The 25122-nt window shown below is 37.3% G+C and carries 22 protein-coding genes; 3 read left to right on the top strand and 19 right to left on the bottom strand.

Annotation, left to right across the window (positions count from 1 at the left end):
* Positions 1 to 2 precede the first annotated feature (2 nt).
* Positions 3 to 2246, top strand: coding sequence for a DEAD/DEAH box helicase (locus tag AC1RPT_RS01550; RefSeq protein WP_481760891.1), 2244 nt, complete (start codon positions 3 to 5; stop codon positions 2244 to 2246).
* A 406-nt stretch (positions 2247 to 2652) separates the two neighbouring features.
* On the opposite strand, the gene AC1RPT_RS01545 is transcribed toward AC1RPT_RS01550, so the two are convergent.
* The 7 genes from AC1RPT_RS01545 to AC1RPT_RS01515 form a co-directional block, all read right to left on the bottom strand.
* Positions 2653 to 3777 carry an MFS transporter gene (locus AC1RPT_RS01545; protein WP_481761137.1) on the bottom strand — a complete coding sequence of 375 codons (1125 nt, stop codon included), beginning with the start codon at positions 3775 to 3777 and terminating at the stop codon, positions 2653 to 2655.
* A gap of 349 nt (positions 3778 to 4126) precedes the next feature.
* Positions 4127 to 5548 carry a carboxylesterase family protein gene (locus AC1RPT_RS01540; protein WP_481760892.1) on the bottom strand — a complete coding sequence of 474 codons (1422 nt, stop codon included), beginning with the start codon at positions 5546 to 5548 and terminating at the stop codon, positions 4127 to 4129.
* Positions 5549 to 5772: 224 nt separating this feature from the next.
* Positions 5773 to 6201: a nuclear transport factor 2 family protein gene (locus tag AC1RPT_RS01535; RefSeq protein WP_481760893.1), complete on the bottom strand. Its 429-nt coding sequence runs from the start codon at positions 6199 to 6201 to the stop codon at positions 5773 to 5775.
* Entirely contained in the window at positions 6198 to 6368 is a 171-nt protein-coding gene (locus AC1RPT_RS01530; RefSeq protein WP_481760894.1) for a hypothetical protein, read from the bottom strand. Before AC1RPT_RS01530 ends, AC1RPT_RS01535 begins: the two co-directional genes overlap by 4 nt.
* A 350-nt stretch (positions 6369 to 6718) precedes the next feature.
* Complete coding sequence (locus AC1RPT_RS01525; protein ID WP_481760895.1) at positions 6719 to 11668, bottom strand: MucBP domain-containing protein; 4950 nt, start codon at positions 11666 to 11668, stop codon at positions 6719 to 6721.
* Positions 11669 to 12055: 387 nt separating this feature from the next.
* On the bottom strand, positions 12056 to 12649 hold the full coding sequence (locus AC1RPT_RS01520; RefSeq protein WP_481760896.1) for a DUF1700 domain-containing protein: 594 nt from the start codon (positions 12647 to 12649) through the stop codon (positions 12056 to 12058).
* 2 nt (positions 12650 to 12651) lie between these two features.
* Positions 12652 to 12957 carry a PadR family transcriptional regulator gene (locus tag AC1RPT_RS01515; RefSeq protein WP_409021630.1) on the bottom strand — a complete coding sequence of 102 codons (306 nt, stop codon included), beginning with the start codon at positions 12955 to 12957 and terminating at the stop codon, positions 12652 to 12654.
* 544 nt (positions 12958 to 13501) lie between these two features.
* Between AC1RPT_RS01515 and AC1RPT_RS01510 the strand changes: the two genes are divergently transcribed.
* Positions 13502 to 13786 carry a hypothetical protein gene (locus tag AC1RPT_RS01510; RefSeq protein WP_481760897.1) on the top strand — a complete coding sequence of 95 codons (285 nt, stop codon included), beginning with the start codon at positions 13502 to 13504 and terminating at the stop codon, positions 13784 to 13786.
* Positions 13787 to 13861: 75 nt separating this feature from the next.
* On the opposite strand, the gene AC1RPT_RS01505 is transcribed toward AC1RPT_RS01510, so the two are convergent.
* From AC1RPT_RS01505 to AC1RPT_RS01495, 3 genes are all read right to left on the bottom strand, one after another.
* Positions 13862 to 15004, bottom strand: coding sequence for a low temperature requirement protein A (locus AC1RPT_RS01505; RefSeq protein ID WP_481760898.1), 1143 nt, complete (start codon positions 15002 to 15004; stop codon positions 13862 to 13864).
* A 233-nt stretch (positions 15005 to 15237) separates the two neighbouring features.
* Positions 15238 to 15528: a hypothetical protein gene (locus tag AC1RPT_RS01500; protein WP_481760899.1), complete on the bottom strand. Its 291-nt coding sequence runs from the start codon at positions 15526 to 15528 to the stop codon at positions 15238 to 15240.
* 159 nt (positions 15529 to 15687) lie between these two features.
* Positions 15688 to 17007, bottom strand: a complete 1320-nt coding sequence (locus AC1RPT_RS01495) for a replication-associated recombination protein A (protein WP_481760900.1) — start codon at positions 17005 to 17007, stop codon at positions 15688 to 15690.
* A gap of 94 nt (positions 17008 to 17101) precedes the next feature.
* On the opposite strand from AC1RPT_RS01495, the gene AC1RPT_RS01490 reads away from it, so the two are divergent.
* A complete protein-coding gene (locus AC1RPT_RS01490; protein WP_481760901.1) occupies positions 17102 to 17920 on the top strand; it encodes a MerR family transcriptional regulator in 819 nt (272 codons plus the stop codon).
* Between the two features lie 134 nt (positions 17921 to 18054).
* Here the strand turns inward: AC1RPT_RS01490 and AC1RPT_RS01485 are convergent, their stop codons facing one another.
* From AC1RPT_RS01485 to AC1RPT_RS01445, 9 genes are all read right to left on the bottom strand, one after another.
* Complete coding sequence (locus AC1RPT_RS01485; RefSeq protein ID WP_481760902.1) at positions 18055 to 19005, bottom strand: zinc-binding dehydrogenase; 951 nt, start codon at positions 19003 to 19005, stop codon at positions 18055 to 18057.
* Positions 19006 to 19203: 198 nt separating this feature from the next.
* On the bottom strand, positions 19204 to 19554 hold the full coding sequence (locus AC1RPT_RS01480) for a YisL family protein (protein ID WP_409021639.1): 351 nt from the start codon (positions 19552 to 19554) through the stop codon (positions 19204 to 19206).
* A 210-nt stretch (positions 19555 to 19764) separates the two neighbouring features.
* Positions 19765 to 20991 carry a tyrosine-type recombinase/integrase gene (locus tag AC1RPT_RS01475; RefSeq protein WP_481760903.1) on the bottom strand — a complete coding sequence of 409 codons (1227 nt, stop codon included), beginning with the start codon at positions 20989 to 20991 and terminating at the stop codon, positions 19765 to 19767.
* Positions 20978 to 21190, bottom strand: coding sequence for a DUF3173 domain-containing protein (locus AC1RPT_RS01470; protein ID WP_003599276.1), 213 nt, complete (start codon positions 21188 to 21190; stop codon positions 20978 to 20980). The genes AC1RPT_RS01475 and AC1RPT_RS01470 overlap by 14 nt, the downstream gene beginning before the upstream one ends.
* Entirely contained in the window at positions 21191 to 22063 is an 873-nt protein-coding gene (locus tag AC1RPT_RS01465; RefSeq protein WP_481760904.1) for a rolling circle replication-associated protein, read from the bottom strand.
* 25 nt (positions 22064 to 22088) lie between these two features.
* Positions 22089 to 23564, bottom strand: a complete 1476-nt coding sequence (locus tag AC1RPT_RS01460; RefSeq protein WP_481760905.1) for an FtsK/SpoIIIE domain-containing protein — start codon at positions 23562 to 23564, stop codon at positions 22089 to 22091.
* Positions 23536 to 23730, bottom strand: coding sequence for a hypothetical protein (locus AC1RPT_RS01455; protein WP_481760906.1), 195 nt, complete (start codon positions 23728 to 23730; stop codon positions 23536 to 23538). The genes AC1RPT_RS01460 and AC1RPT_RS01455 overlap by 29 nt, the downstream gene beginning before the upstream one ends.
* A gap of 8 nt (positions 23731 to 23738) precedes the next feature.
* Positions 23739 to 24128: a hypothetical protein gene (locus AC1RPT_RS01450; protein WP_481760907.1), complete on the bottom strand. Its 390-nt coding sequence runs from the start codon at positions 24126 to 24128 to the stop codon at positions 23739 to 23741.
* Positions 24129 to 24339: 211 nt separating this feature from the next.
* A complete protein-coding gene (locus AC1RPT_RS01445; protein WP_481760908.1) occupies positions 24340 to 25122 on the bottom strand; it encodes a hypothetical protein in 783 nt (260 codons plus the stop codon).

The following is a 25122-nucleotide window of genomic DNA, read 5'->3' as shown; positions in this document are numbered from 1 at the left end:
ACATGGATATATATAACCGATATGCGCCTTTTATTCAAGACTACATTTACCGGTCTGGCTGGCGAACCCTGCGCGCTGTTCAAAATGCGGCCGGAGATGCCATTTTTAACACAGATAAGAATGTTCTTTTAACGGCATCTACTGCTTCTGGGAAAACGGAAGCTGCTTTTTTCCCTATTCTAAGCCTACTTGATGAACAACCATCAAGCTCAGTTGGAGTACTGTATATTGCCCCCTTAAAGGCTTTGATCAATGACCAATTTGGTCGATTAAATGAGCTTTGTGAAGAAGCTGATATTCCAGTCACACGTTGGCATGGGGATGCCCCTCGAAGTCAAAAGCAAAAATTACTACGCAAACCAGCCGGTATTTTACAAATTACACCGGAGTCCTTAGAGGCTTTGATGATAAACAAGTCTATGGAAATCCCTGCCCTTTTTGGTGATTTACGCTTTATTGTCATTGATGAGATACATTCACTTTTACGTTCGGATCGTGGTGGACAAACCTTTTCGCTAATTGAACGCCTCTGTCGACTATCGGGCAGTAATCCAAGACGAATAGGATTATCAGCTACAATCGGAAATCCAAAAGCAGCGGGTAAATTTCTTGCCGCAGGTAGTGGCAGAGAAACTATCATCCCAAAGTTTGACGGTGGAAAAGAAGTATGGCGACTGTCAATCGAACACTTTTTTAATTCAGAACCACAAGCTAACGAGACGATAAATAGCGTGATAACAGCCCCACCTACCTCTGCTTTAGAACCTGCCACAGATAAAGCTCCAAAGGCAGCAAATCCAGGTATAGGCTATATTTTTGAACATACACGTGGCAAAAAATGCCTCATTTTTACTAACTCGCGAGAAGAGTGTGAATTAGTCTGTCAAAATTTACGGCAGTACTGTGAAGTCAACAACGAACCGGATCGTTTTCTTATTCATCACGGAAACCTTTCAACAGCCTATCGAGAAAGTGCTGAAGAAGCCATGAAAGATGCTGATTCTCTCATGAGCGTCTGTGCCACCGCAACACTAGAACTTGGTATCGACATTGGTAGACTAGAACGCGCCTTTCAGCTAGATGCACCATTTACGGTTTCCGGATTTTTACAGCGTATGGGCAGAACCGGCAGAAGAGGTGACCCTTCTGAAATGTGGTTTGTTATGCGCGAAGACCACCCAGAAGCTCGTGCTATGCTACCAGATTTGGTGCCCTGGTACCTTATTCAGGGTATCGCTCTCGTACAATTATATATCGAAGAACGTTTTGTAGAACCACCCAAAACAGACAAATTGCCTTTTTCCCTGCTTTATCACCAAACAATGAGTACATTGGCATCATCTGGCGAAATGACACTTGCTGAACTTGCTTCACGCGTCCTAACGCTTTCTGCTTTTCATCGAATTAATCAAGAGGACTTCGGAACTTTACTGCGTCATCTGATCACAATCGATCATATCAATCGTACCGAAAATGGCGGTGTAATTGTTGGTCTTGCTGGTGAACGTATTGTTAACAACTACAAATTTTATGGGGTCTTTCAAGAAAACATCGAATATACAGTCCGTGCAGGATCAGAAGAGTTAGGTACAATTGTCAAGCCACCACCAGTCAGTGACAAGATTGCCATAGCAGGACGTGTATGGGTTGTCGATGAAGTTGATCACAAACGTCGTGAGGTATACTGTACGCTCGTTAAAGGTAACAAACCAGCCTACTTTGGAGATGTCGCTGGGGATATTCACACCAGAATCCTAGAACGTATGCACGATGTCCTTGCAGAGCAAAAAGACTATTCCTACTTAATGCCACAAGCTAGAGGCCGTCTAGCAGAAGCCAGAGAAACGTTTAAAAAGGCAGAAATGGCTAATCGTCCACTGGTTCATCTTGGTGGCAAAATGTGGGCATTGTTTCCATGGCTTGGCAGTTACGCGTTCCTTGCGCTTGAGCGGTTTCTGAAAATCCGTTGTGGTAAACGTCTTGGGTTGAAAGGCATGAATTCATCACGACCATATTACCTACAATTTACCATGTCTGTCAGTGAAGCAGAATTTTATAAAATCGTAGCAGAAGAAGCAGCTACCGATTTTGATCCTTTGGCATTGGTATATGAAAAAGAAGTGCCTGTTTTTGAAAAATATGATGAATATGTACCAGAAGAATTAATTCGTAAAGGATTTGCAAACGGTATCTTAGATCTCAAAGGAATGCAAAATCGCGTGCTTAGTTGGCAAAAACATCTCTAAACAGAGATTCTAAAGTATCAATGTGATAATAAACTAATTAGTTATCTACTTCAACAACGCTACTAAATCATCCGGCACATGACGTGGTCCTCTGATAGAGGTCGCGCCATGTTTTTTTAATTTCTCTAAGGTAAATGCTTGCTCATCATACGTTGTTATCAAATGTAAATGCATCATATACTTCATCGAAATATGCTTATCATGATGCGGATAAGCATCCTTGGCTTTGACAACTAAACATTTATAAATGATCGCTTAAATTGGCGCCGTAACAGACACACAAACAACATCATTTTCTTTAATATATATGTATAAAAAAGAAGGCTCGCATTACGAGCCTTCTTTTTTTGAAAACTTGAAAGTTTCCGAGACTATTCAAATTAAGTTCATCACATTTTTCCTAGTACTAATCATGTCTAATCGCACTGTTCAAATTCTTATGATTAAAAAAATAGATACTAAAAGCTACTGGAACAATTAAAATCATAACTGGAAAAAGTAATTTTATTGGTAAAATATTTGTAATAATGCCACCTAGAATTGGTCCTAAAGACATTCCTATGTCACTCCCCAAATAGTAAGTTGCAGTAGCCAGCCCCTGTTCTTGCAAAGGCGCTAATAATAGAGCTGTAGACTGGCAAACAGAAACCATTGTTCCAAACCCAATGGCCATCAAAGCCGCAGCTAACGCCATCTCTAAATTGTTATGCATTATGGTTAAGAAAAAAAGATAGCCCACAGTCACAATCATACAGATATAAAACCAAACACCAAAGGGAATACTGTCAAAATAGTTTTTTAATAAAATTCGACTAAAAATCAAAACAATTGAATAAATTACAAAAAATAAGCTAACAGTAATATTTAGATTACTTGCTCGAACATACATTACAATGTCAGCCTGGACCGCAAAATATGGAATAGAAATTAAAGCAAAAATTGATGCAACTGGTAATGCACTTCGTTGAATCAGCTTAAAATGTGTCGCTTCCTTACGAACGAAAGATGGCATGGCTCGATTATCAATAAACTGAATTGTGATTACCACGGCAATCGCACTGACAGCGGCCAAAAGAAAAATCATTTTATACCCTACTTTTTGATATATCTCAAGTGACAAAACTGGGGCAACTGCCATAGAAAGAGCGTTTACCAACCCATAATACCCCATCGCCGCACCAACACGTTGGCGCGGCACCAAGAAAGCCAACCAGGTTGCCAAGCATACAGTGCATAAGACAAAACCAACCCCATTAATGACTCTAAAAAAGAATAACCAAGCAGTATTAAAAGAAAACATATATCCAAAATCACTAATGGCACATAGAATACCACCAATAAATGTTAACCCATATTTTGATATTTTATCGGTAAGATTTCCAGCAATAGGTCTTAAAAATAATGAAGTAATACTCATAATACCAACAATTAAACCTGCTAGAGTACTAGTAATACCTAAATGTGTAACATAGCCACTGATTAACGGATTTACCGACTGAATACTAAATTGATAGAAAAAAGTGGCTATCATTACATAAATAACGTCTTTAGAAATAAATGTTTTTCGGTCCAAGTCCTTGTATCTCCCTTTATTCGTTCTAAGTCCAAGAAAATCCTCAAATGTTTCACAATAATATATAGTTTTCTCCACCAATTATTCAGAAATGCAAAATCTATAATTAATCCGAACAAAATTTAAAAGGTCAAAAAATTATGTCTTGCTATCAAAAACAATCACCGCTAGTTTTAGCTTTCGGTCGTCTGCGGAAGCGAGAAGCCAACACATCTTTAAACTGTTGTCATACTTGTTATCTCCAAAAAACACCAATTTGAGTCAGCTAGCCAACAATGAATTGACCTCCACTTTTTGCTATAAACTATTAAGGACGGTCTATTCCTTTAAATATTTCAAGAATATCCAAACTATGTTCTGTAGCATTATAAGGCATGTTTCCAATTCCTTTAGCACTTATTTTATCTACTTTAACAGCGTCCCAAGTAAGATCGGAATGACCTTCCGCCATATCTAATAACGTGTCTTTAATATAATTGTCCCGATCAATTTGTTCTTGACTGGCATTAGGGCTAATCTGTCCAACAATGCCGTACATCTCTGTTCCATGGACAGCGACTTCCGCTCCTTTGACAGGTGCAACAACTAACACATGTGATGTTCCACCTGCATTAGCATGAGCCACTGCTCCACGAATTTGAGGTAATGTAAAGGATAAATGCGTTAATAATAATCCCCTTACCTCTACAGGCTTCAAAGTATCATCAGCAAAGGAATTGATTACTTGCTGGGCTCTAGATAAAGGAATACGCATACTGTGGGCAAATTGCTCTGTAAGCCTGTCAAGGGTCACTGGATCAAAATCTTTTGTCCGATTTAAGACCCAATAAAAAGTTTCTTCTGTGGTACTACTAAATAGAATATCTACATCTTTGTGTTTCCCAGATTCAAGAACATGCATCGGGTGATCAGCTATAACCCCATTTATTAGTTGACTATCGTCAGTAACAGCTATCACATCATTGTCAATGCCATGTGGAGTACCCGGATCAGGTGATTGAGTTGCATTCATTGCTTCAGCTAATTCATAAGCATCGACCTGTAATAAGTGCTCTGGATTATTAACACAGTCAAAATGTTTTAACACTTTTAGAGCACGCTCTTGCGCCACCCATTGAGGCACTAATCGAGAAGGCATACCAGAAAAAGCTGCTAAATGATGATAAAGATTGTCAGCACTAGGCGCTGATAATAGTTCTAATGATGAAAAAGCACCTGCACTATGTCCCGTAACTGTGACATTATTAGCATCACCGCCAAAATAAGCAATATTTTTTTGAATCCATTTAAGAGCCGTTATTATATCTTTAAGACCAAGGTTAGTTGCATCTTTTAATTTACCACCATACTGTGCTAGTGATAACCAACCAAACGGTCCAAGGCGATAATTAATAGAAACGCCTATCACACGACCAGTACTAGCTAGTCCTGATACGTCAGAAACTGCTTGTGTATTTGATCCTAACACCCAGCCACCACCAAAAATATAAACAACAACTGGTAATGGTTCCTCCCCCATGTCTTCAGGGGCCCAAATATTAAGGTTTAGACAATCTTCGCTAAGTCCGCTAACGGCTCCCAGCCAACTTGTATCGCCAGCCTGCAAAGGTGCTGGTCCATACTTAACATACTGCTTTGTTTCATCAAAAGGAACCAACTCTGGTTCAGCAAATCTTTCAGCTTTGGCATAGGGAACGCCTAACCAACTGTGTACTTTATGTGTCGTCATTTCTATCTACTCCAATTTAAATTATTTATGTTATCTGACTGATTATTCCGATTTGTATTAATAATTATTCTTGTAAAACTTTTTCGCAACATCAAGGTCAATGCGAAGCAAACTCTATTTTGTCGGCATTCTTTTGTAAATCACTAATTGTGTATATTTTGTGCCTTCAAAATAGTTAAGAGAACTGTTTCAGTATATCGTGAATAAAGGTTAACTTCACCTTTTTAAACAATACTTTTAGCTTTACCAAAATCCATATCCATTGGTCGAATAAATGACCAAGTTGAGTGGATTACTTTCCAGCCATCTTCTTCTTTTTGATAAACTTCAATACAATTGTATTGCATATCAATCAACGTCGTTTTTGCATATAGTTGATATGTTAAAACAGCCATATCATCGACTGCTTGCACTCGTGGATATTCAAAATCGTAACTGTCAGCAAATAGTTTTCCTTCAACATTAGCTAAAACTGATTCTTTTATGTCTTCATAACTATCAACACGTCTTTTAACAGCACCGTCAAAATACGAAAACTGTTTTTGTGACCAAATATTTAGGTAACCCGAAGTGTCCCCTTTGAACCACTTATCCAACGCACCCTTTTCTAGTGCAATAATCTCTTCATTTAATTTGTTATTTGTATTAATCATTTTTTCTCCTTATTTATAAATTGGTCAGATTTCATGCCATAGCGATGTGCCTCTTGAATATCTCCCAGTTTGAATACCTTTTCAAGGTCTCTACTGAACCCCCCATCATGATAAAAACCTGCTGATCTTTTTTTAATTGACTTTTTTTGAAGTGGCATAAGCTTCATCAACAGCCTCAATAATTAGTACTTGCGGTATATTATCAACATAGACTATCTCGTTACGTCACAGTCAACCAAAAAGCATTAATTGAATCCGCTTAAGTATATTGACTATCCTTAAGCGTAACAGGTTACAATTTTTAAGAATAATTCCCGCGTTAACATTATTCTTCATTTTGATACCATTTATTGGTGTTGGCAACATTTACACGACCGAATTATGTTTGAATTCTCTTTGAAAATAAAAAAAGAAAGACCAATTCGAAAATGAATTGGTCTTTCCAAAATTTACCCACCAACACTCGTTGACATAGGGGTCTTAAGACTTCTTCTACTCATTCTATAATCTTAGAATTTTACTTTTTAGCCTTTTTTGATTTTTTTCTACCTATCATAAAGATAACTGATGTTGCGAGTAATGCAGCACCTAATAACGTTACCAAAAGACTTGTTGCCTCATTTGTTTGAGGAAGATTTCCTGTATCACTCTTTGTATTATTTGCTTTGCTTACTGTATTTGAGTGAGTGTTTCCTTCAGGAACATCCGTCAACGTTTCTGTTGTTGTATTTCCTTTTGAATTATCTGTTGGTGGTGTTACCGGCGGTGTCACTACTGTTTTATCTTCATCTTTAACATAAACATACGTGACTGTTTGTGCCGTATCCGTGAAGATACCTTTAGCATTACTTGGCGCCTCTTTCAACATCCAACCTGAAAGTTGTTTCTCTTTAGATGTATATGCGTCACCAATCTTACCAGAGAATGTTACTGAAGCTGATAATTCATTACCATCTTTATCAACATATTTTACAGTGACATCTTTAGCAGCTGATCTCGTATAAACATACGTAACTGTTTGAGTCTTATCTGTAAATGTTCCTTCTGCATTTTTAGGAGTCGTTTTAACATTCCAACCTGCAATACGTTTAGCAGTTGTCTTGTATGAATCTCCTAATTTACCAGAAAGATTATCTGGTGTTGCTAGCTCGTTGCCTTTTTCATCTACATACTTAACTGTTACAGCTTCAGCATCTGTTTTTTCATACACATACGTAACTGTTTGGGCTTTATCCGTAAATGTTCCGTTGGCGTTACTTGGCGTTTCTTTTAACGTCCAACCTACTAATTCCTTAGCGGTTGTCTTGTAGTCAGCGTCAATTTTACCAGATAAAACATCTGATGTTGCTAACTCGTTACCTTTTCCATCTACATATTTGACCGTCACATCAGCTGCATCTGCTTTTTCATACACATACGTAACCGTTTGTGCAGCATCTGTGAATATTCCTTGTGCATTCTTTGGTACTTCTTTTAACGTCCAACCTGATAATACTTTGGCATCAGTTGTATAAGCATCCCCAACTTTTCCTGAAAGCGTATCAGCTTTAGTTAAATCATTCCCACTTCCATCAACATATCTAACTGTAACAGGGACAGCATCTGCTTTTTCATACACATACTTAACTGTCTGAGCTTTATCCGTAAATACTCCCGTTGCGTTTTCAGGTATTTCTTTTAATGTCCATCCTGAAATATTTTTAGCGGTTGTACTATATGGATTTGATACTTTTCCTGAAAGCACATCTGATTTAGCTAATTCATTTCCGTCTACATCAACGTATTTAACCGTGATATCAGCTGCATCCGCTTTTTCATACACATATGTGACTGTTTGTGCGGTCTCTGTAAATGTCCCACTTGCATTCGTTGGTGTTTCTTTCAACGTCCATCCTGAAATATTTTTAGCAGTTGTACTGTATGGATTTGATACTTTTCCTGAAAGTACATCTGATGTTGCTAATTCTTTTCCATCTGCATCGACATACTTAACTGTAACGTCAGCCGCATCCGCTCTTTCGTAGACATATGTGACTGTTTGTTTATCAGCAGTAAACTTACCACTTGCGTTACTTGGTGTTTCTTTCAATGTCCATCCTGAAATAACAGCAGCATCTGATGTATAAACATCACCAAAATCACCAGTAAGTTCTTTTGAATCAGCTACCGATTTACCATTTTCATCGACATATTTAACAGTCACTGGTGCAGAAGTTTTCTTATAAACATAGTTAACTGTTACTGCATCAGCCCCAAACTTACCAGAAACGTTACCTTCTACTTTTACAAAGTCGTAACCTGAAATCTCTTTTTGAGTTGTCGTATATGGATCATCGAAGTACCCACTTTGGACAACATCATCAGCAAGTTTATTACCATCTACATCTACATAATTTGCAGTAACATCAGCGCTAGCACGAATTAATTGTGTGCCTATTGCACCAGTTTCAACAACTTGCAACTTGTTAATTGCGATACCAAAACTGTTGTAAGCACCACGTGTTTCTTGAACAGCGCGTGACACTTTCGTTGTTTCAGCTGGTTTATTACTAATTAATGTTGAATCTGAAATTTCAGATTCTTTAGGCGCAACTAGATCAAATGATAATGTAACTCCCTTACCTTGGGCCCATTCAACTCCGTCATTAAGCGTAATTTTGTATGAATGAATGGTTGACCAATCAGCTACTTTATCAGCTGTTACCCAAGTTGCATCTTCAGCCCCAGTTGGGTCAACAATTTTAGCCGTTCCTGCTGGATAATTTGTATTCTTATCTAATATACCGGCACGTTTAGGATTTTTAGATGTACTATATAAAACAGTCATCTTATTTTCCCATGCACTTGGTAAAGTAATGGCCCCATCTAATTTCATTTCATAAGCCGAATTACGTGCTGCACCATCGGTAATATTTGAATCTCCGACAGATGGTAAAACATCTAAGAACTGCATTGATGTAATTTTATCATCTGTATTATTTGTTAATGTTGCTTGATAAGTGGCTTTTTTGCCGACTGTAACATTACCTAAATCGCCAAACTTATCATCTTTATCACCTTTAATACTTGCATCAACATCAATATTTGATTCTTGATTTAACACATATGAATTACCTGTTTTAATAATTGGTGTGTCTGTTTTACCATCTTTATCAATATCATCTGTATCAACAGATTTTACTGTATCCGTTAAAAGTGGTTCATCACCTGTCGGTTTCACAGCTGTATAATCAGTATCACCAATTGTTCCTGTCATGTTAAATGTCATATTAGGTGTCGCATCTTTTGAAATATTAATTTTAAATTGACCATTAAGGAATTTACCGGCTACTAATTTGTCGCCATTCATTGTTACTTTAACGAGTTGTCTTCCAGTACCTTTGTAATCCTTATCATATAATTCAGCGCTATAGTTCGTTGAAGCAACGCTTTCTTTGAACGTTACACCTGTTGGTAATAGCACATAACTCAGATAAGGTCCTGATAAAGGTGAAATTGATGCCTTATTATTTTCTATTGAAGTTAAGACAGTATTTTCACCTTCATTAACTGTACTTCCGACTGTATTTAGTAAACTAACTGAAGCTTTAACAACTTTTGTTTCACCGGTTGTTTTTGCTGCGACTTCAACGTGACGAGGCGCAATTCGATCTGTATAAACCTGACCATTTTCACCCTTAAATGCCTCTGCCCATGGGTTAGATGTGTAATCAACATATCGAGCTGCTTCAAAACCTGTTTCATCAGGTGCCTGAACGCCATAGAAAGTCATATCCATTTTATTAGTTATTTGACCAGTGAATCCTTTATCAATCGTTGCGTTAACTTTCATCCCGCTATTATACAATCCAGCTGGAGCCATTTTAACGGTTTTTTTACTTTCTGGATCATAGGTTGCAGATGCAGCTATGTCTCTATTTGCTGGAACTTTTGTTATCTTCTCATCATGGAACCACAGCCAAATATTAGCCACTTTTTTCCCATCCGGAATACCTAACTGAGCACGTGTGTAATTGGCGTTAGTCTTCATATCCATATTGAGTAATGTCCAGTTATCATCAACTTTTCCATCTGTTTCGTATTTTACCAACATAGCAAATGGTACTTTAGCTTTTGTTGGTGAAAAAGTTGGTAAATTATTGTTTGGCATGTAATAAAAATTACCCGTTGTAAAACTATCAAGATTTAAATGCGTATCCACATCATAATAAATATTATAATAAGAAAATCCAATATAAGGTGATGTCGCATTTTGTGAGGATAATGTTAATCCATAACTTAGATAAGCATCATCGTTAACTGTCACATCCGGGTCAATTAATGTAGCTGATGCCACGCCACCGTTTCCATCTTTTGGTCCTAAATGATTAGTTGGAAATGCTGATCCACCAGGAATTGGAATTGGAACTTCCTTAGGATCATTGGGCATAACCATAACCGTTGATTTAATTGGTGCTGTACTATTTACACTACCATCAAGGAAAGTTGCTGTTGAACTCACTGTATTCGTTATCTGTGAATAATAGGCAGCCTTGTCAGTTACTTTTGCTTGGATAGTCACATTTTTTTCAAAGAAATCAGTCACAGCTGCTTTTTGTTCAGCGTAACTTGGTGCTGTATATTCCCAGGTTAATGTTCTACCATCTGTACTGACACTCGGTTCTTGTGCGCCATCTTTTACACCATAGTAGTCTATTCCAGCGCCTAATTTATAGGTCACGTTAACTTTAGAACCTTCTTTAACATACAGTGCGCCTAATTCCTTTTTCGGCGCACTAACCCCTACACCATAGTTTACAATATCGCCACGATTAGGATTATTATATGTTTGTCCTTCAATACTAGTAACTTTATTTGTCATAGCATAATTATTATTTGCTGTTATATTAATTGAAGTTTTAGAATCATAGCTTTTATTTTCGCCATTCTGATCCGTTCCAGTAAATGTTGCTGCTGTGTCTAATTTTGTATTAGGCATAATTGCGCCATTTGCTGTTCCTATTTTTATAATTACTTTATTTGCTGTTCTTGCATTAAGCGTATCAAAATGATAATTCAATACACCTTTATCTTTATCATAAATTGGTGTGACGCCCGCAATTTTAAGTTCTGATAAATCTTGCGTAAATGTCATATTTTCATTTAAATTACTTGGTAACGTAACCTTTATATCGGCATTGGTAAATGAGGTGTTCTTACCTGAAATTTTAAAATATAAATTAAAATTAGCCAATTGGCCAGCTTCAATCGTATCTTTCTGTGCTTCAACTGTAAGATCCGTATTTGTATCTCCAGTACGAGTCATACCTGTCTCTGCTTTTGTCGCTTTTTTAGCAGTTGACGCCGTAGCTGCTTTTGAAGATGACGTTTCTGTCGTTGGATTAAGGTCCTGCGCAAACACAGAAGATAATGGTAATTGCGTGAACAACGTTATCATTGTTGTTGCGATAGTTAGCCCCTTTTTCATTTGTCATGCCCCCTTGTAAGTAATAACCTATTAAATAATATGCCGCCCCCGGCACAAATTAATTGTAACATCACAACAATCTTATGTAAACGTTTACGGCTTGCACTATTTAATCGTCTTTCCAAAAAAATAAAAGGGCATCGAAATCCTATTAAAAATGGATTTTAATGCCCTTTTATACTACCGTAATTCTAACTTACCACATTTATTAAATCAGACGTGGTCATTTAGAAATAAAACGTTCGGAACCAACTATGTTCACCCTCATATTTAAATACTGACAAATCAAAACCTGATAATGCGTAACTAGTAAACATGACTATAGCGCCAAACCAGATCAGAAATAAACTAATTTTCAACCAATTACGTCTTATATATTCAATCATTTTAAGCGACCTCCTTCAATTGTCTTCTGAATAAACGAATTAACCAGCGTGTCAGACTAATCGAATATTTAATTAAATATTTCGTTGAATACCAGGTCATTGCGATGAATAAAATACCAACACCTACAATTACAAAACTTACCCCAAATTGCATCAATCCAACGTTAAAACCTTGATTAAACATATCAAATGGCGATAGTCCTAAACTAATCACGCCACTGATAATAAATGAGGTAGCGATTACGCCTGCAATCATTGGTACTAACCATATTAAAAAATAAACTGTGGCAATTAGAATAGCAGCCGTCAGCAATAGCGGTCCCCATACAGGTGCTCCTAGGATAAGTAAAATGACAATCAAAACGATTATTGGTGTCGATAACTTTTTTTGTATTTTTGGTCGGTCATTTTGAATCAAACGTATCGCAATTTGACTTGGATTTTCTAAACTTAGAATAATATCTGTCACAGATTCGCCCGCTTCTAAACGGTCATCAATCATCTCGTCATAATAATCAAGTGTATTATCAATGTCTGCCGCTTGATAATGTTTAAGTTCTTCTTCTAGCTCTACAATAAATTTTCTCTTACTCATCGTTACACTCCCTTTATGTAATCGTAAACGTTTATTACCTGTTGCCAATCATCTAAAAATTCTTGAATATCTACTAATCCCGCCTCAGTTATGTGATAATATTTTCGCAATCGACCATTGTGTTCAACACTGTAACTCTCAATAGCGCCTTGTTTTTCTAGTCGTTTCAAAATGGGATAAAGAGTTGAATCTGAAAGTTCAATCACGCTTGAGGTGTCTTTAATAATTTGGTAACCATAAGAATCTGATGTCCTCAGCGTCGCTAACACGCAAAATTCTAATAACCCTTTTTTCATCTGTATATTCATCAACTCACTCCTTTCAAAATCAATACTATACGTTACATAGTATAATGTCAAACGATATATTATTTTATCCAAAAAAATCGACAATGTCAGTAAGACAACATTGTCGATTAAGTGGATTATTAATAATAGCTTTACTCTGTAGAACTGCCAAAAAGTTCATTGTAAGGCTATTTATTTTTTGCTTTAAAGTATTGTACAATTGGTCTCAATAAGAATATGCCTAACAGATAAATCCTAACATCATAAAAAATCGAACTGACTAAACTATCTTTAATAAAGAATGACAAGATTATTAAACATAAAGATAGGCTACCAAGAACAGAAAGGGTTTCATTCATATAATCTTTATATTTTTTCATTTTCATATCCTAACTAAAGCTATTATTTTTTTCAAATTGATAATAACACCTCGTTTTATCTTTGTCTATTTTAAACGATCTTATCAATTTAACCAGTAAGAAGACAGATAAGATTACATCAAATTAATTTTGTAGTATATTAAAATAAATATTAATTCATATCATTATGAAGGGTGGTCCTATCAATGAAAAAAATATTTAAAACTGATAACAATCAAGTGAAGTGGCTAATGAGAATCGGTATCGCACTCTGTATATTGGGCCCATGGATTGCCTTTTTAAATGGAATTGTCGGCTTATCTTTAGCTGGTTTAGGACTTTCTGCTGTTACAGATTCTATTCTCAACTTACCCTTCTTTCAGAAAAATTTTTTTTACTGCTTATTATCAATCCTTTTAATGCTATTGGTTGCTATCATCATTCTCATTTATATCCTTCTAATCATACTGCTACTAAATATACAATTTTAATCATAAACACTGTAAAAATGATTCTTCAATTAAAAAACTAGCTGATAAACCCAAATTAGGTTTATCAGCTAGTTTTCAGTTTTTAATGTCATAACTTTGATTCTGTTTCGTTCGTTTAATCATATAGTGTACATACATTGCAGAGTTCGCAATGGTCACTAATACCGTTATACTCACAATTTCTGGAAAATTGTTAAATATTAAGCTTAATATTACACCCACTATAGTTGTCGTTGTAAAGAATCCAATGACCACATTACCCAATCGTAAGTATTTTTTATTATACGGACTGGTTAAGAATAACCCTAAATAAAATAACGATATACCTAAATATAGACATAGTACTGAAAAGTTTTTAGGTATTTCGATTTCACTAATAAAACCTAACGAAATAGTGACTAAACTTAAGCCAAACAAGACAAAGTAATGAATATAAATTAATCGAATACCTGTTTCACCCGAACGATTTTCATCAATATAATGATCCATTTGAGTAATATAGGTCATAAAAAGTGCACCGATAATCATGAATATTAAAATTGAATAAAAATTAAATGTTTTAACGGTGAAATACGAGGCAATACCGAGAATACTTTCTCCAAATGTAATAATTGTTAATAGTGTTAGACGCTCTAATATATGTGGAAAATTAAGTGGGTGGAGTTTCAAAACTGAACCACCAAGAGCTGGTAATATCCAACTCACTGCAATACCCAGCAAGAATACCGCAATGCCTATGTTTAGTGGCAAAAAGGAGCCAATAAATACGAGTAATGTTCTTGTTGCAACAATCAACATCATTAGTTTAGCAATTTTTTTATCATCCTTTTTAGCAGCTGTCAGGTATACCGTGCCATATTGAACAACTAATACTGTGGATAATAGCCCTGTTGCAATTGCAAATGGTTGGAACCAATTATGGATATCCCCCTCAAAAGCATTGGACATATAAAGTAAAATTGCCATATCAATCATAAAAAGAATAATATCAGTCATCGAGTTTTTTCTATATCGATTAATAAAAACACTCTTAATCATCCATGTGTTAATAAAAACGACCATTACCACTGAAAAGATAATAAATGCACTAATCATACTTGATGTGCTTACTTGAAAATGATGAAGTAAATCCGTAGCTTGTGAAATTGCGTATGCAAAGACTAAATCATAAAATAATTCAGGTAATTCAACTTTCTTTTTTCTGACTTGTTCTACCATTTTAATTCCCTCGTTTTTTTAAAATTAATGAGTTAGATTACTCTACAAATCGTTTAAATACTACTAAAGACATTTTATTATAGCACCTTTTTCCAATTTATCTGAACTATATGAATAGCTAAATAAAAGAACCATCTGGATAAGCACTTTTAGAGAAGCAACTATCTAGATGGCCCTTTATTAATTTTGTAGATACAATTAATAAACGATTATATTTTAAAAGAATCTCTTAATTAATAAGAATCTTTGCCGTTCCTATAAATATCATTACCATCATAGATCTTATCGTTCACTTTAAAATGATTATCCACTTTAATGACAATGTCATTCCCAATCCAATAATTTTTTGGCGTCAATTTTAAAAATCCAAGTTTATTCTTTGCTCCCGATTTGAAACTTTCCATCTCACTTTTATTTATCTCACTCCGTACATACTTAGTCACGCCATCTTGAAATTTAATCACTAAAAATAAATTTGGTAACATGCCGACTTCGTTTATGCTAGGTATCCCATTGTTAGCCATTAGTATGCCTCCTCTTTACTAATCGTTTTTCTCGTATCCACTTTCGTTGTAAGACGCTTAAGTAATACATTCAACCTATATAAAAAAACAAAGTACTGATTACTCAGTACTTTGTCTACGTCTGAAGTATTCTCATCTCAAAAATACTTTCTATTTATTCTATCCATTTATTTGGTGCCATGCTTTTATTTGGGCTAAACGCTCTTTAAAACGTCGTTCCTTACCTTCGCTGGTTGGTTTATAATATCGATGTCCTGCTACGGAAGGTGGCATGGTACTCATAGTCGTTAACTTATCTTTGGCATAATGAGCTAATTCGTACCCTTTACCGTACCCTAGATCTTTCATTAATTTGGTAGGCGCATTACGTATTTGTAATGGTACGGGATCATTGGCCGTGGTTTTAACATCTTTAGCTGCAGCTAATCTTGCCTTATAAACGGCATTTGATTTAGGTGCCAGAGACAAGTAGGTTACTGCTTCCACTAAGTGAACATCACATTCAGGCATACCAATGAATTGGCATGCCTGAAAAACATTAATTGTCACATTGAGTGCATTCGTATCTGCTAACCCGATATCTTCACTTGCAAATCGAACAAGTCGCCGTGCTATATATATCGGGTCTTCTCCGCCTTCTAGCATTCGGGACAGCCAATAAATAGCAGCATCGACATCACTATTACGCATCGATTTGTGCAAAGCTGAAATTATATTATAGTGTTCTTCCCCATTTTTATCATAACGGACAAATCTTTTATTAATCAATTGGCTTAAATTATCCATCGTCACCGTAACGATATTATCAGCTTTTTCACCATTCAGAACTGCCATTTCCAAGGTATTTAATGCCATTCTGGCATCACCATCTGCAAAATTAGCAATCGCTTGAATTTCATCAGAACTAATGTGGATTGTTTGTTCTTCAAATCCGTCCGGGTTGCTGAGCGCGTTTTCGATTAATACAACAATATCTGCCTGTTTAAGCGCATGCAGTACAAATACTTTACACCGGGATAATAACGCTGAATTCACTTCAAAAGACGGATTTTCAGTTGTAGCACCGATTAAAGTAATACTACCTCTTTCAACATAAGGCAAAAATGCATCTTGTTGTGCTTTATTAAAGCGATGTATTTCATCGACGAAAACAATGGTTTTTTGACCAATTTCACAATCTAACTCCGCTTGTTTCATAATTTTTTTTATCTTACTAATACTACTATCAACTGCACTAAAGCTTAAAAAATTAGATTCAGTTTTACTTGCTATAATTTCGGCTAAAGTTGTTTTACCAACACCAGGTGGACCCCAAAAAATCATTGAAGGAACTTGATCACTTTCAATAATTTCTCGTAATATTTTGTTAGGGCCAAGTAGATTCTGTTGACCAACAAATTCTTCTAATTTTCGTGGTCGAACTCGACTGGCTAATGGTGAATTTTGAGGTTGATTAGAGAAAAGAGATTCCTGTTTCATTGATCAAACCACCTTTCTTTTAAGTCTGAATTTTTTCATGTTATACTTAATCATACACTGTACCGTTACGTTACAGACAATAAAGGAGCCTTATATGTTAAAAATAAGTGAGATGGCCAAATTAGCTAACACAACTCGCCGTACATTAATCTTTTATGACCAAGAAAATATTTTTAAACCTGCCCAAAAAAACGAATCTGGTTATCGTTATTATGATTATGACCAATTATACGATTTGCTATTTATACTTGGTTTACGTAGTTTAGATATTTCAGTAGCTGATATCAAGGAAATTAAAATCCATTCAAAAGGCGTACCAACACCTCAATTACTGAATGCTCAAGGTAAAATTGATAAAAAGATTGACGAATTAGTTAAAATTAAAAATGTTATCAACAAAAAAATTGAAGAACAATCTGTTACTAAGGACACTACCCTATATCAGCCCAAGATAGAAAACCGAATGAAAACAATTTTTTGGTGTTCTCGTCAATCCGTAGGTTGTACTGAGGAAGAAGTCGCTCAATTATTTTCAGAATTCTATAAACAATTAGACGCATTAGCTGTTATGGATACAACACAATCTGGATTTTTTACAACATTGGCTGTTGATAATCCAATCGGTTACGCTGAAGCGTCTTTTAGAGTTATCAAAGAAAAACTTACAGATGATCATGACGTTTTTATCCCAATCATGGAAAAACATGCAGGTAATTACGCATGTATTTTAGTGGAAAACAATGAAGCTGGTATCCATCAAGGATTAACTAAACTAAAATCATTCTGTCAAAAAAATAAGTTAAAAACCGCAGACTATTTATGGCAGCTTAATTCTGGCGACACCCTTATTAAAACTGGTTCCTCAAAATACGGCTGGCTTGAGTTTGCCATTTTGAATGAAAAGATTGAATAGACAAGAAAAAAAATTAGGCAACCTTCCTCCGGTTTAATACCGAAGACAAGTTACCTAAAGATGTGAAGTGAACCCAAATATTGGAAACTTAGAAACTACTTTTTTAGATTAGTTAAATAATTCAATCTGACACTCTAGTCGTTAGTAACAATAACCTGTCCGATTGGACGGTCTTTTTCCATCAAATAGCGATGAGCGTCTTGAATATCATCTAGTTTAAAAACTTTAGAAATCGGAAAGTGAAACTGTTTTTCATTAATAATATTAAACAACTCATTAACCATAGAACTATCAACATTAGATGAATCAAAAACTGTCGCGTACTTATTCGCCAAGTTGATGAACGGGTCAAAGTCTTTCCATAACCATTCCCCACTCAATTGACCAACTAACGTGTAAAACCCTCCTGTTTTAAGATGTGCTAAGGAATCCTCTACAGTTGTAGTACCTACCACGTCAATTATCACATCAAATTTGTTACTTGTTTCAATATGATTATCTTGATCTAATATGACTTCATTAGCTCCTAAAGTATATAGCAACTCTTTACGGTTGTTTTGCCTTGTTGTACTAGATACAGAAAGTCCAAATCCCTTTCCTAACAATAACGCAGCCATTCCAACTCCAGTAGTTCCACCACGAATTAATAAAGATTGACCTTCCTTAAATCGTGTTGCTTTTAAAGCCCCAAAAGCAGTATAGAAAGTTTCAGGATAACTGGCTAACTCTATCCAAGTTCCATTGAATGTTACAGGATAAATGATATTATCAGGAACTAAAGCATATTCTTGATAACTACCATCAAATTCACGCCCAAGGCCACCCATAAAAATTACGACCTTTTGTCCTTTTTCTAAGTTACTTTCCTGTGAAGGCTCATAGACCTCACCAACAGCTTCAACACCTATTACTCTCGGAAATTTAACTGAAGGTGATCCACCTTCTCTAGTTAGCACCTCATAACGGTGTACTGGAAAAGCATGAATCTTTATAACTGTTTTATTTTGAGTTGGATTTGGAATTGAGCGTTCGACAATTTCCAGTACTTCTGGGCCACCTGATTTTTTTACAACAACTGATTTCATAATAATTAACCCCCATTAAGTATTTTTTATACATTTACAATATACATAAATATATACTATCTTGTTACGTCACAGTCAAGTTAGAGTGCTCAGCAAATAGAATTATATCGATTAAATGCATTTTATTTAAATTGTTTAAAATAAAAACACCGCATAATACTTAGATTTTCGCCTAAATATTATGTAGTATTTTATTGTCTAAATAAAAGGTCTTCCACCTGCGAGCATTAATCCTAAAACACCCACACATAGGCAACAGATGCCTACCGCGTAGATGATACTTTTATTTAATTGCTTTTTATTTTTTCGTGCAAAGGTCATTTCAGTTAGTCCAATAAATATTAAGGCAACAACTAATTTAATGGCCGTTAAAATTGGATTTCCTTGCCATGCGTACCCTAGCAACATAATACCACTAGCAATTGAAATCAAATATCCCAGTCTCGTAATCATTTGATAAATTTTTGTATTAGTATTTGTAAAAATTGTGAGCGCCACTAGAACCGCTATCACAACCCAAGTAATCAAATGTATCCATAACCAAATCATAGTTAATCTCCTTTTATATCAATCTTACTGTTAGCTTATCATTATCCATCATTAAATCAAGGATTCAAAATTATTTAAACGATTGTGATTACTTTCATGCAAAAAAAATAATCCTTATACTAAAGGATTATCATTTTTAAGCTTATTCCCATTCAATTATAACGGTCGATTACAATCGTTGTTACAACGGCATTTATGCCAGTTTATTATTCATTGGCGGAGCTGCGGCGGAGCAACAGTCTGATTACCATTAAACTTCACCTTAGATTCCTTTGGTGCTGCATAGGTTATATGACCTGACATCATCTGTGCTAGTTCCTTATCTGCACCAACATACATGTGCGCATAGTGCCTTAACGTAATTTCCGGGGATGAGTGCCCCAGCCGTTTAGACAGAACAAGCACTGATACATTGAACTCATTAATCAAGTAACTAGCATGACTATGCCGAAGTCCTTTCCCTTGTATCGGGTGAACATTGGCCAACTTGGCGTACCGATGGATTATCCGCATGAGCGTTGATTTCAGCATCGGGCTTCCGTCATAGCTAAAGACAAAATCATCCTGCTTACCAAAACCATTCTGAGTTTGACGTTTTTTCCAAACACGGAGCACCTTCAAAGTATCCCGATCTATGGAGATAGTTCTCAAACCGCTATCAGTTTTAGTGTAGTCATGCCGTTCCCAATTTTGTTTGGTCTTGATTACCAGCATGTGAGTAACGCGTAATTGTGCATGCGTGAAGTCCACGTCCGCCCATTGTAGCGCCATCCCCTCATTAACACGAACACCCGTCATAAAGTAAACATACAGCATGACAAAGTTCAGGTGTTCGTAGTAGTCGCTAGTACAAATCTGGTTTAGTACAGCTTGAAACTCACTCTTAGTCCAATACGGCACCGTAGCACGTCCCTTAGGTATCGCCTTAACACGCTTTGACACATTACTAGGTAAGTAATTCATCTCAACCGCAAAATCCAGCGATTTACGAAACATACCAAAGACCAAACTTGCATAGCTCTGTGAGTAACCAGCATCTGTAAGCAGCCAGTTCCTAAAGCCCTGAACCTGCCTAACATCTAGCTTTCGTAATTCTATATCTCCAAATTTTTGTACGAAGACGTTTAATGAAGTCTTACGCGTTTCAAACGTTTCTTTTTGTACGCTAGCTTGGTATGCAGGAATATACGATTTTCGCATGTACACGCCATAGGTTAACGCATAGACGGTATGGCCGCTCTCGCGATCAAATTCTGCTTTCAGTCGTACAACTTCCCTGTGCGCAGCAGTCGCTGACTTGAACAACTGGCCATCCGCGTCTTTTTGACTCTTTTTCCGGATTCTTTTTCCGGTACTTTCATCCACCCCCAACTGTATATCATAGTAGTAGCGGCCATTTTGGCCACTGTATACACCAGCGAACTTAGTCTTTGGCATCGTCTGCATCCTTTCGAATGGATGCTCCAATAATTGCCTCAACCGCTGCAACCGGTACCCGACCTAGGCGCCGATTGGTATAAAACTCATATCCTTGTTGTACCATGCTCCGCTTTGCTTGTCTAATTAATTCAGCAGCAGTATTCTCACGATAACCAAGCGATATCAGGTCTTTCTTCGTAACCGTGTTGTTTTCCATTCAAGGGCCTCCTCCATTCCCAAAATCGACCGTATTTTTTAGTTTCCAGACGGTCTTTATATCGTTGTCCTGCGCTAACTTGCCATCGCTCGTAATATCAATCTGGTAAATTGCTACATCTGTTTCCAGCGCACTATCTGGGCTGTCCAAGTGCCCAACAACAAAATTCGGTCTAAAAATTGCGAAATAACTTTCATCTAGATCCCAGTAATCCACAGTCGGCTGCTTTAGTCCATGGCTCACAAAGTACCGTGGTTGATGATATGCGTGCGGTATTTGTAGAAGTTCTTTAGTTATATATTTGGTAATATAGTTAGCTGCCTTACGCTTGTCGGCAATATGGCTTACCGTACTAAAACCCTTTTCCCAGCTATCTGCATTGTATATCTGCAATCCCTTTTTCTTAATTAGCCGCTGACTCTTGGGGTAACGTGCAGGCGTTAAAGGTGGGGCAAGTCCGCCAGTAACGCCATGAAAATGAATTCTACCCGATGAAGGATGAAGTTCAGGAATAAATAGGTAGTCAAACCTACCGAACTTTTCGCGCTGATACTTCAACCAAGCACGCAGCCGCCTTCGTGCATACTCATAGTTCTTTGCATTCACCTTCGAGTCATCAAACGTAAGCGTCCAAAACAAATTGAACGAATTTGCCTCTAGATAGTATTTCACCTTTCTCTTAATCCTAAATGCCTGCTGCACGAGTTGGGTTTCATCACTATATGACACATTTATAGGCATATTCGACTCTGGATTTTTCAATAATTTTGGAGATTTGTGAACCCTTGGCACGCCATATTTCACAATTTCGATATGATCTTCAAATGTAATAACTTTGGCGTTGTACTCATACTCACCGCTATTCTTGCTCATTTTTTCAGCTTATCTTGCCTGTATGTCAAGTAACAGGCAAGTCCTCGCTGGCAGTCGCAGCTTGTGGCGTTCCGCCACCGCCACGCCTACCAGCAAGCATTGTAAGTGTTGCTTTAAACGGCAGTTTATCTTCATCATATTTTGGCGGTAAAAATGCTTTTGGCCCATCCCAATTCAAACCATCCAGCCAAATGACACCACCAAATTCTTTTGCATCAATTAACGGTAAATCATGGTGACTCTCTCCAAACACCTCCTGAGCTTGCTGAGGCGACGTTCTACCTAAGCTGATCCGCATCCCTAGCGAACTCCTGGCCTCTGTTGGGAGCGCAGACGCAGGCATCATTTGCCCCGCTACAATAACCGAGATAGAACTCTGCCGTCCCTTTGTAATCAAGGACAACAGTTTGGCGTTGAATTGGGGATATAGTTTGTCGGCTGTTTTCCTCTGCTGATCCTCAGCCTTCATGTTTGCAACCAGCGACAGTAGCTCATCGACAACAAGGAGAATCGTACCCTGATGAAATTTTTCGCAATGCGTAATATCCCGCTCATCATCGGGATCTGCATTTAGCTCCTTGTATCGCTGATCCATGATTTTGCACAATTCGTCAACGAGCTGAATTGCCTCTTCCGTATTCATGGCAACCTTACCAATACGCTTCATCGACTGACCCAAGAACGCTGCCTTACCATCGATCGTATACACGACATTATCGGGATTATTTACCAAGAAGGATATAATCAGGCCCTTTAGCAAACTAGTTTTCCCCGTTCCTGTTGGACCGACTATCAACCCCATCGGCTGTTTAGATGTTAGCGACATTCTGCCAGTCAATTGAATATTGATCTTTTCGCTTGTCTGCAACGCGTCCAAACGGTTGATTGTAATTCGCTCATCCTTATTGTGAGTTAGGTTAATTTCGATAATGCCGTTTCCAGACTTCTTATCACGAATTTCCCAGTAAGCTGTCGTCTCCTTGGTGAGGAATGCAACCAGGCGGCGTCCAATATCCGCTTCGAAATCCGAGCTGACACGGCCACCCGTTAGTAGCGTGATCTTAACTTCATCATTCGAGACCACATATCCCCATCTTACGTATGCGACATGGCCAGTCACGCCTTGCTTAATCAAATTAACGTTTTCCGAAAATTGCCAAAGCAAACGTTCCATCTTCCAACGTTCAACTGGCGAATATCTACTGTGGAGATATCTCCAAGCCCCAGCAAGAGACACAACTACTCCAAGTAGTCCAAGCATCAGGATAATTGGCCATAGATCTAATTCCGATTTTTGGCCAATTATTTTAGCCCACGTCCACTTAGCGCAGCTCCAGAGAATGATTAGCACTGTAACACATGCCCAGACCTTAAACAATAATCTTGACCGTACCTGCTTGCGTTGATCAACCTCATCAATGGATTCATAGATGCTCAGCTTCGCAGTATGCGTAGAGACTGGCAAAAATCTGCTAATTGTTTCCCTTGCGTTTTTTATCATTCAAGAACTCCTCTTCAAAGTCTCCTACTTGCTGGCCGGTAAAAATTCTGTACGCAGCTGCAATCAAAGACTCAATTCTTTTAACATCGAATGCGTCACGGTTCGTGAGACAATATTGAGCTTCATTCAAGTACGCCCAAACAGATAGCTTCTTTTTTTCACTCATACCTACGCCTACTTCCCATCGCTAATATTCATAACAAGCTTCACGTCACGCCAGCCACTAGTACGCCCCGCGCTCCACTTAAGCATTACCTTGGCGTCTTTCAATTCAATCTCTGTGCCCAAAAGTTCTGCCTCAGAAATTTCCAGCAGATCCTTCTCATCCCCAACAAGTTCCAGTGCATACGTCTTTAAGTCCTCTACCCCGTCGCCAGATTTCTCCAATGTTTTGGCAAGTTCAGCATCTACTATGTGGCATACTACCTTTGCGACCGATCCGTTGATTGGATCACCGTTATCTGCGTAGCGCGGACTTTTTGATACCGATACCACGCGAGCTGCTTTTGGCTTCTCAACGTTGCTAATTTCAACTTCTGAAAGTTTGACCTTGGCTAGTTTCATGCATTTCTCCTTTTCTGGATAAACATCCAACACAGTTTTAATAGACTAACTTTTATCAAAGGCCTTTGATTGACTACATCTTATCTTCAATTACGCCCAATATATATATCAGGCTTCGCCAATGTCTTGACACCCGAAAAACCGGGTATTGACGTATCGGAAAAGATGTGTATCAAAAAAGGCGAAGTTTTTAAAACTTCGCCCTAAGTGACTATTTTGATATTTGTTGGAGAAACCGATTCATTATCAGCGGTGTTACCCGATAATCAACAAATCTTTTTAATGGTTCACCAAGTTGCTTAAGTTCGAGAACCTCACCTAACCCTTCTCTCGAGACACCGCCAGAATCAATCTTATCTATTAGTGGGATTCCTGCGGCAATGCTTTCGTTATCAGCACTACTTTCGAAGTCAATTACTGTCGCTATTTTCGTTTCTTGATTCCGAACTCTTGTGAATTTGTCCCACTCATTCAGCAAGTCGCTTTTTATTCCTTCATATATTTGTTGAATCGTATTGTTCGGAATCCTAAGAGGCTGTGTCTGCTTTATATCATTAATAAGGCTACCTAGTCGGTTATTTTGGAATTGCGCTTCATTACACACTGACTCAAATACATTAGGCAGATAGTTTCTAATTTCATAATTAGACCCCCAAATGCACTCATACACATCCTTAAAATTCAAGGTATCTACAAATCGTAGATAGTACTTGGAAGAAGGCACTAGATAAGGATTCTGACGCGTATCCAATCGGGGAATAGGTGCGGTTATGGAGTCAACCATCGAATAACTTACTTCGTGTTGGTAACTTGGAGCCTCATTATACTCTTTTGCATTCTTGAACCCAGCAGTTTGATATTTGGATACGCCCTGCTCCTTCATACGCCGCTTGAGTCTTTCTGAAAACACCCTGTAGATAAACCAGACCGTATCTCCATATTCGCCGAATGCTTTTTCCCTCGCGGCTACAGTGCTCATATCTATTCGTACCAT

It is taken from the genome of Dellaglioa sp. CoH-56-MRSF-11 (assembly GCF_056782135.1).
Note: the sequence above shows the minus strand (reverse complement) of the source record. Positions and strands in the feature narration are given on the sequence as shown.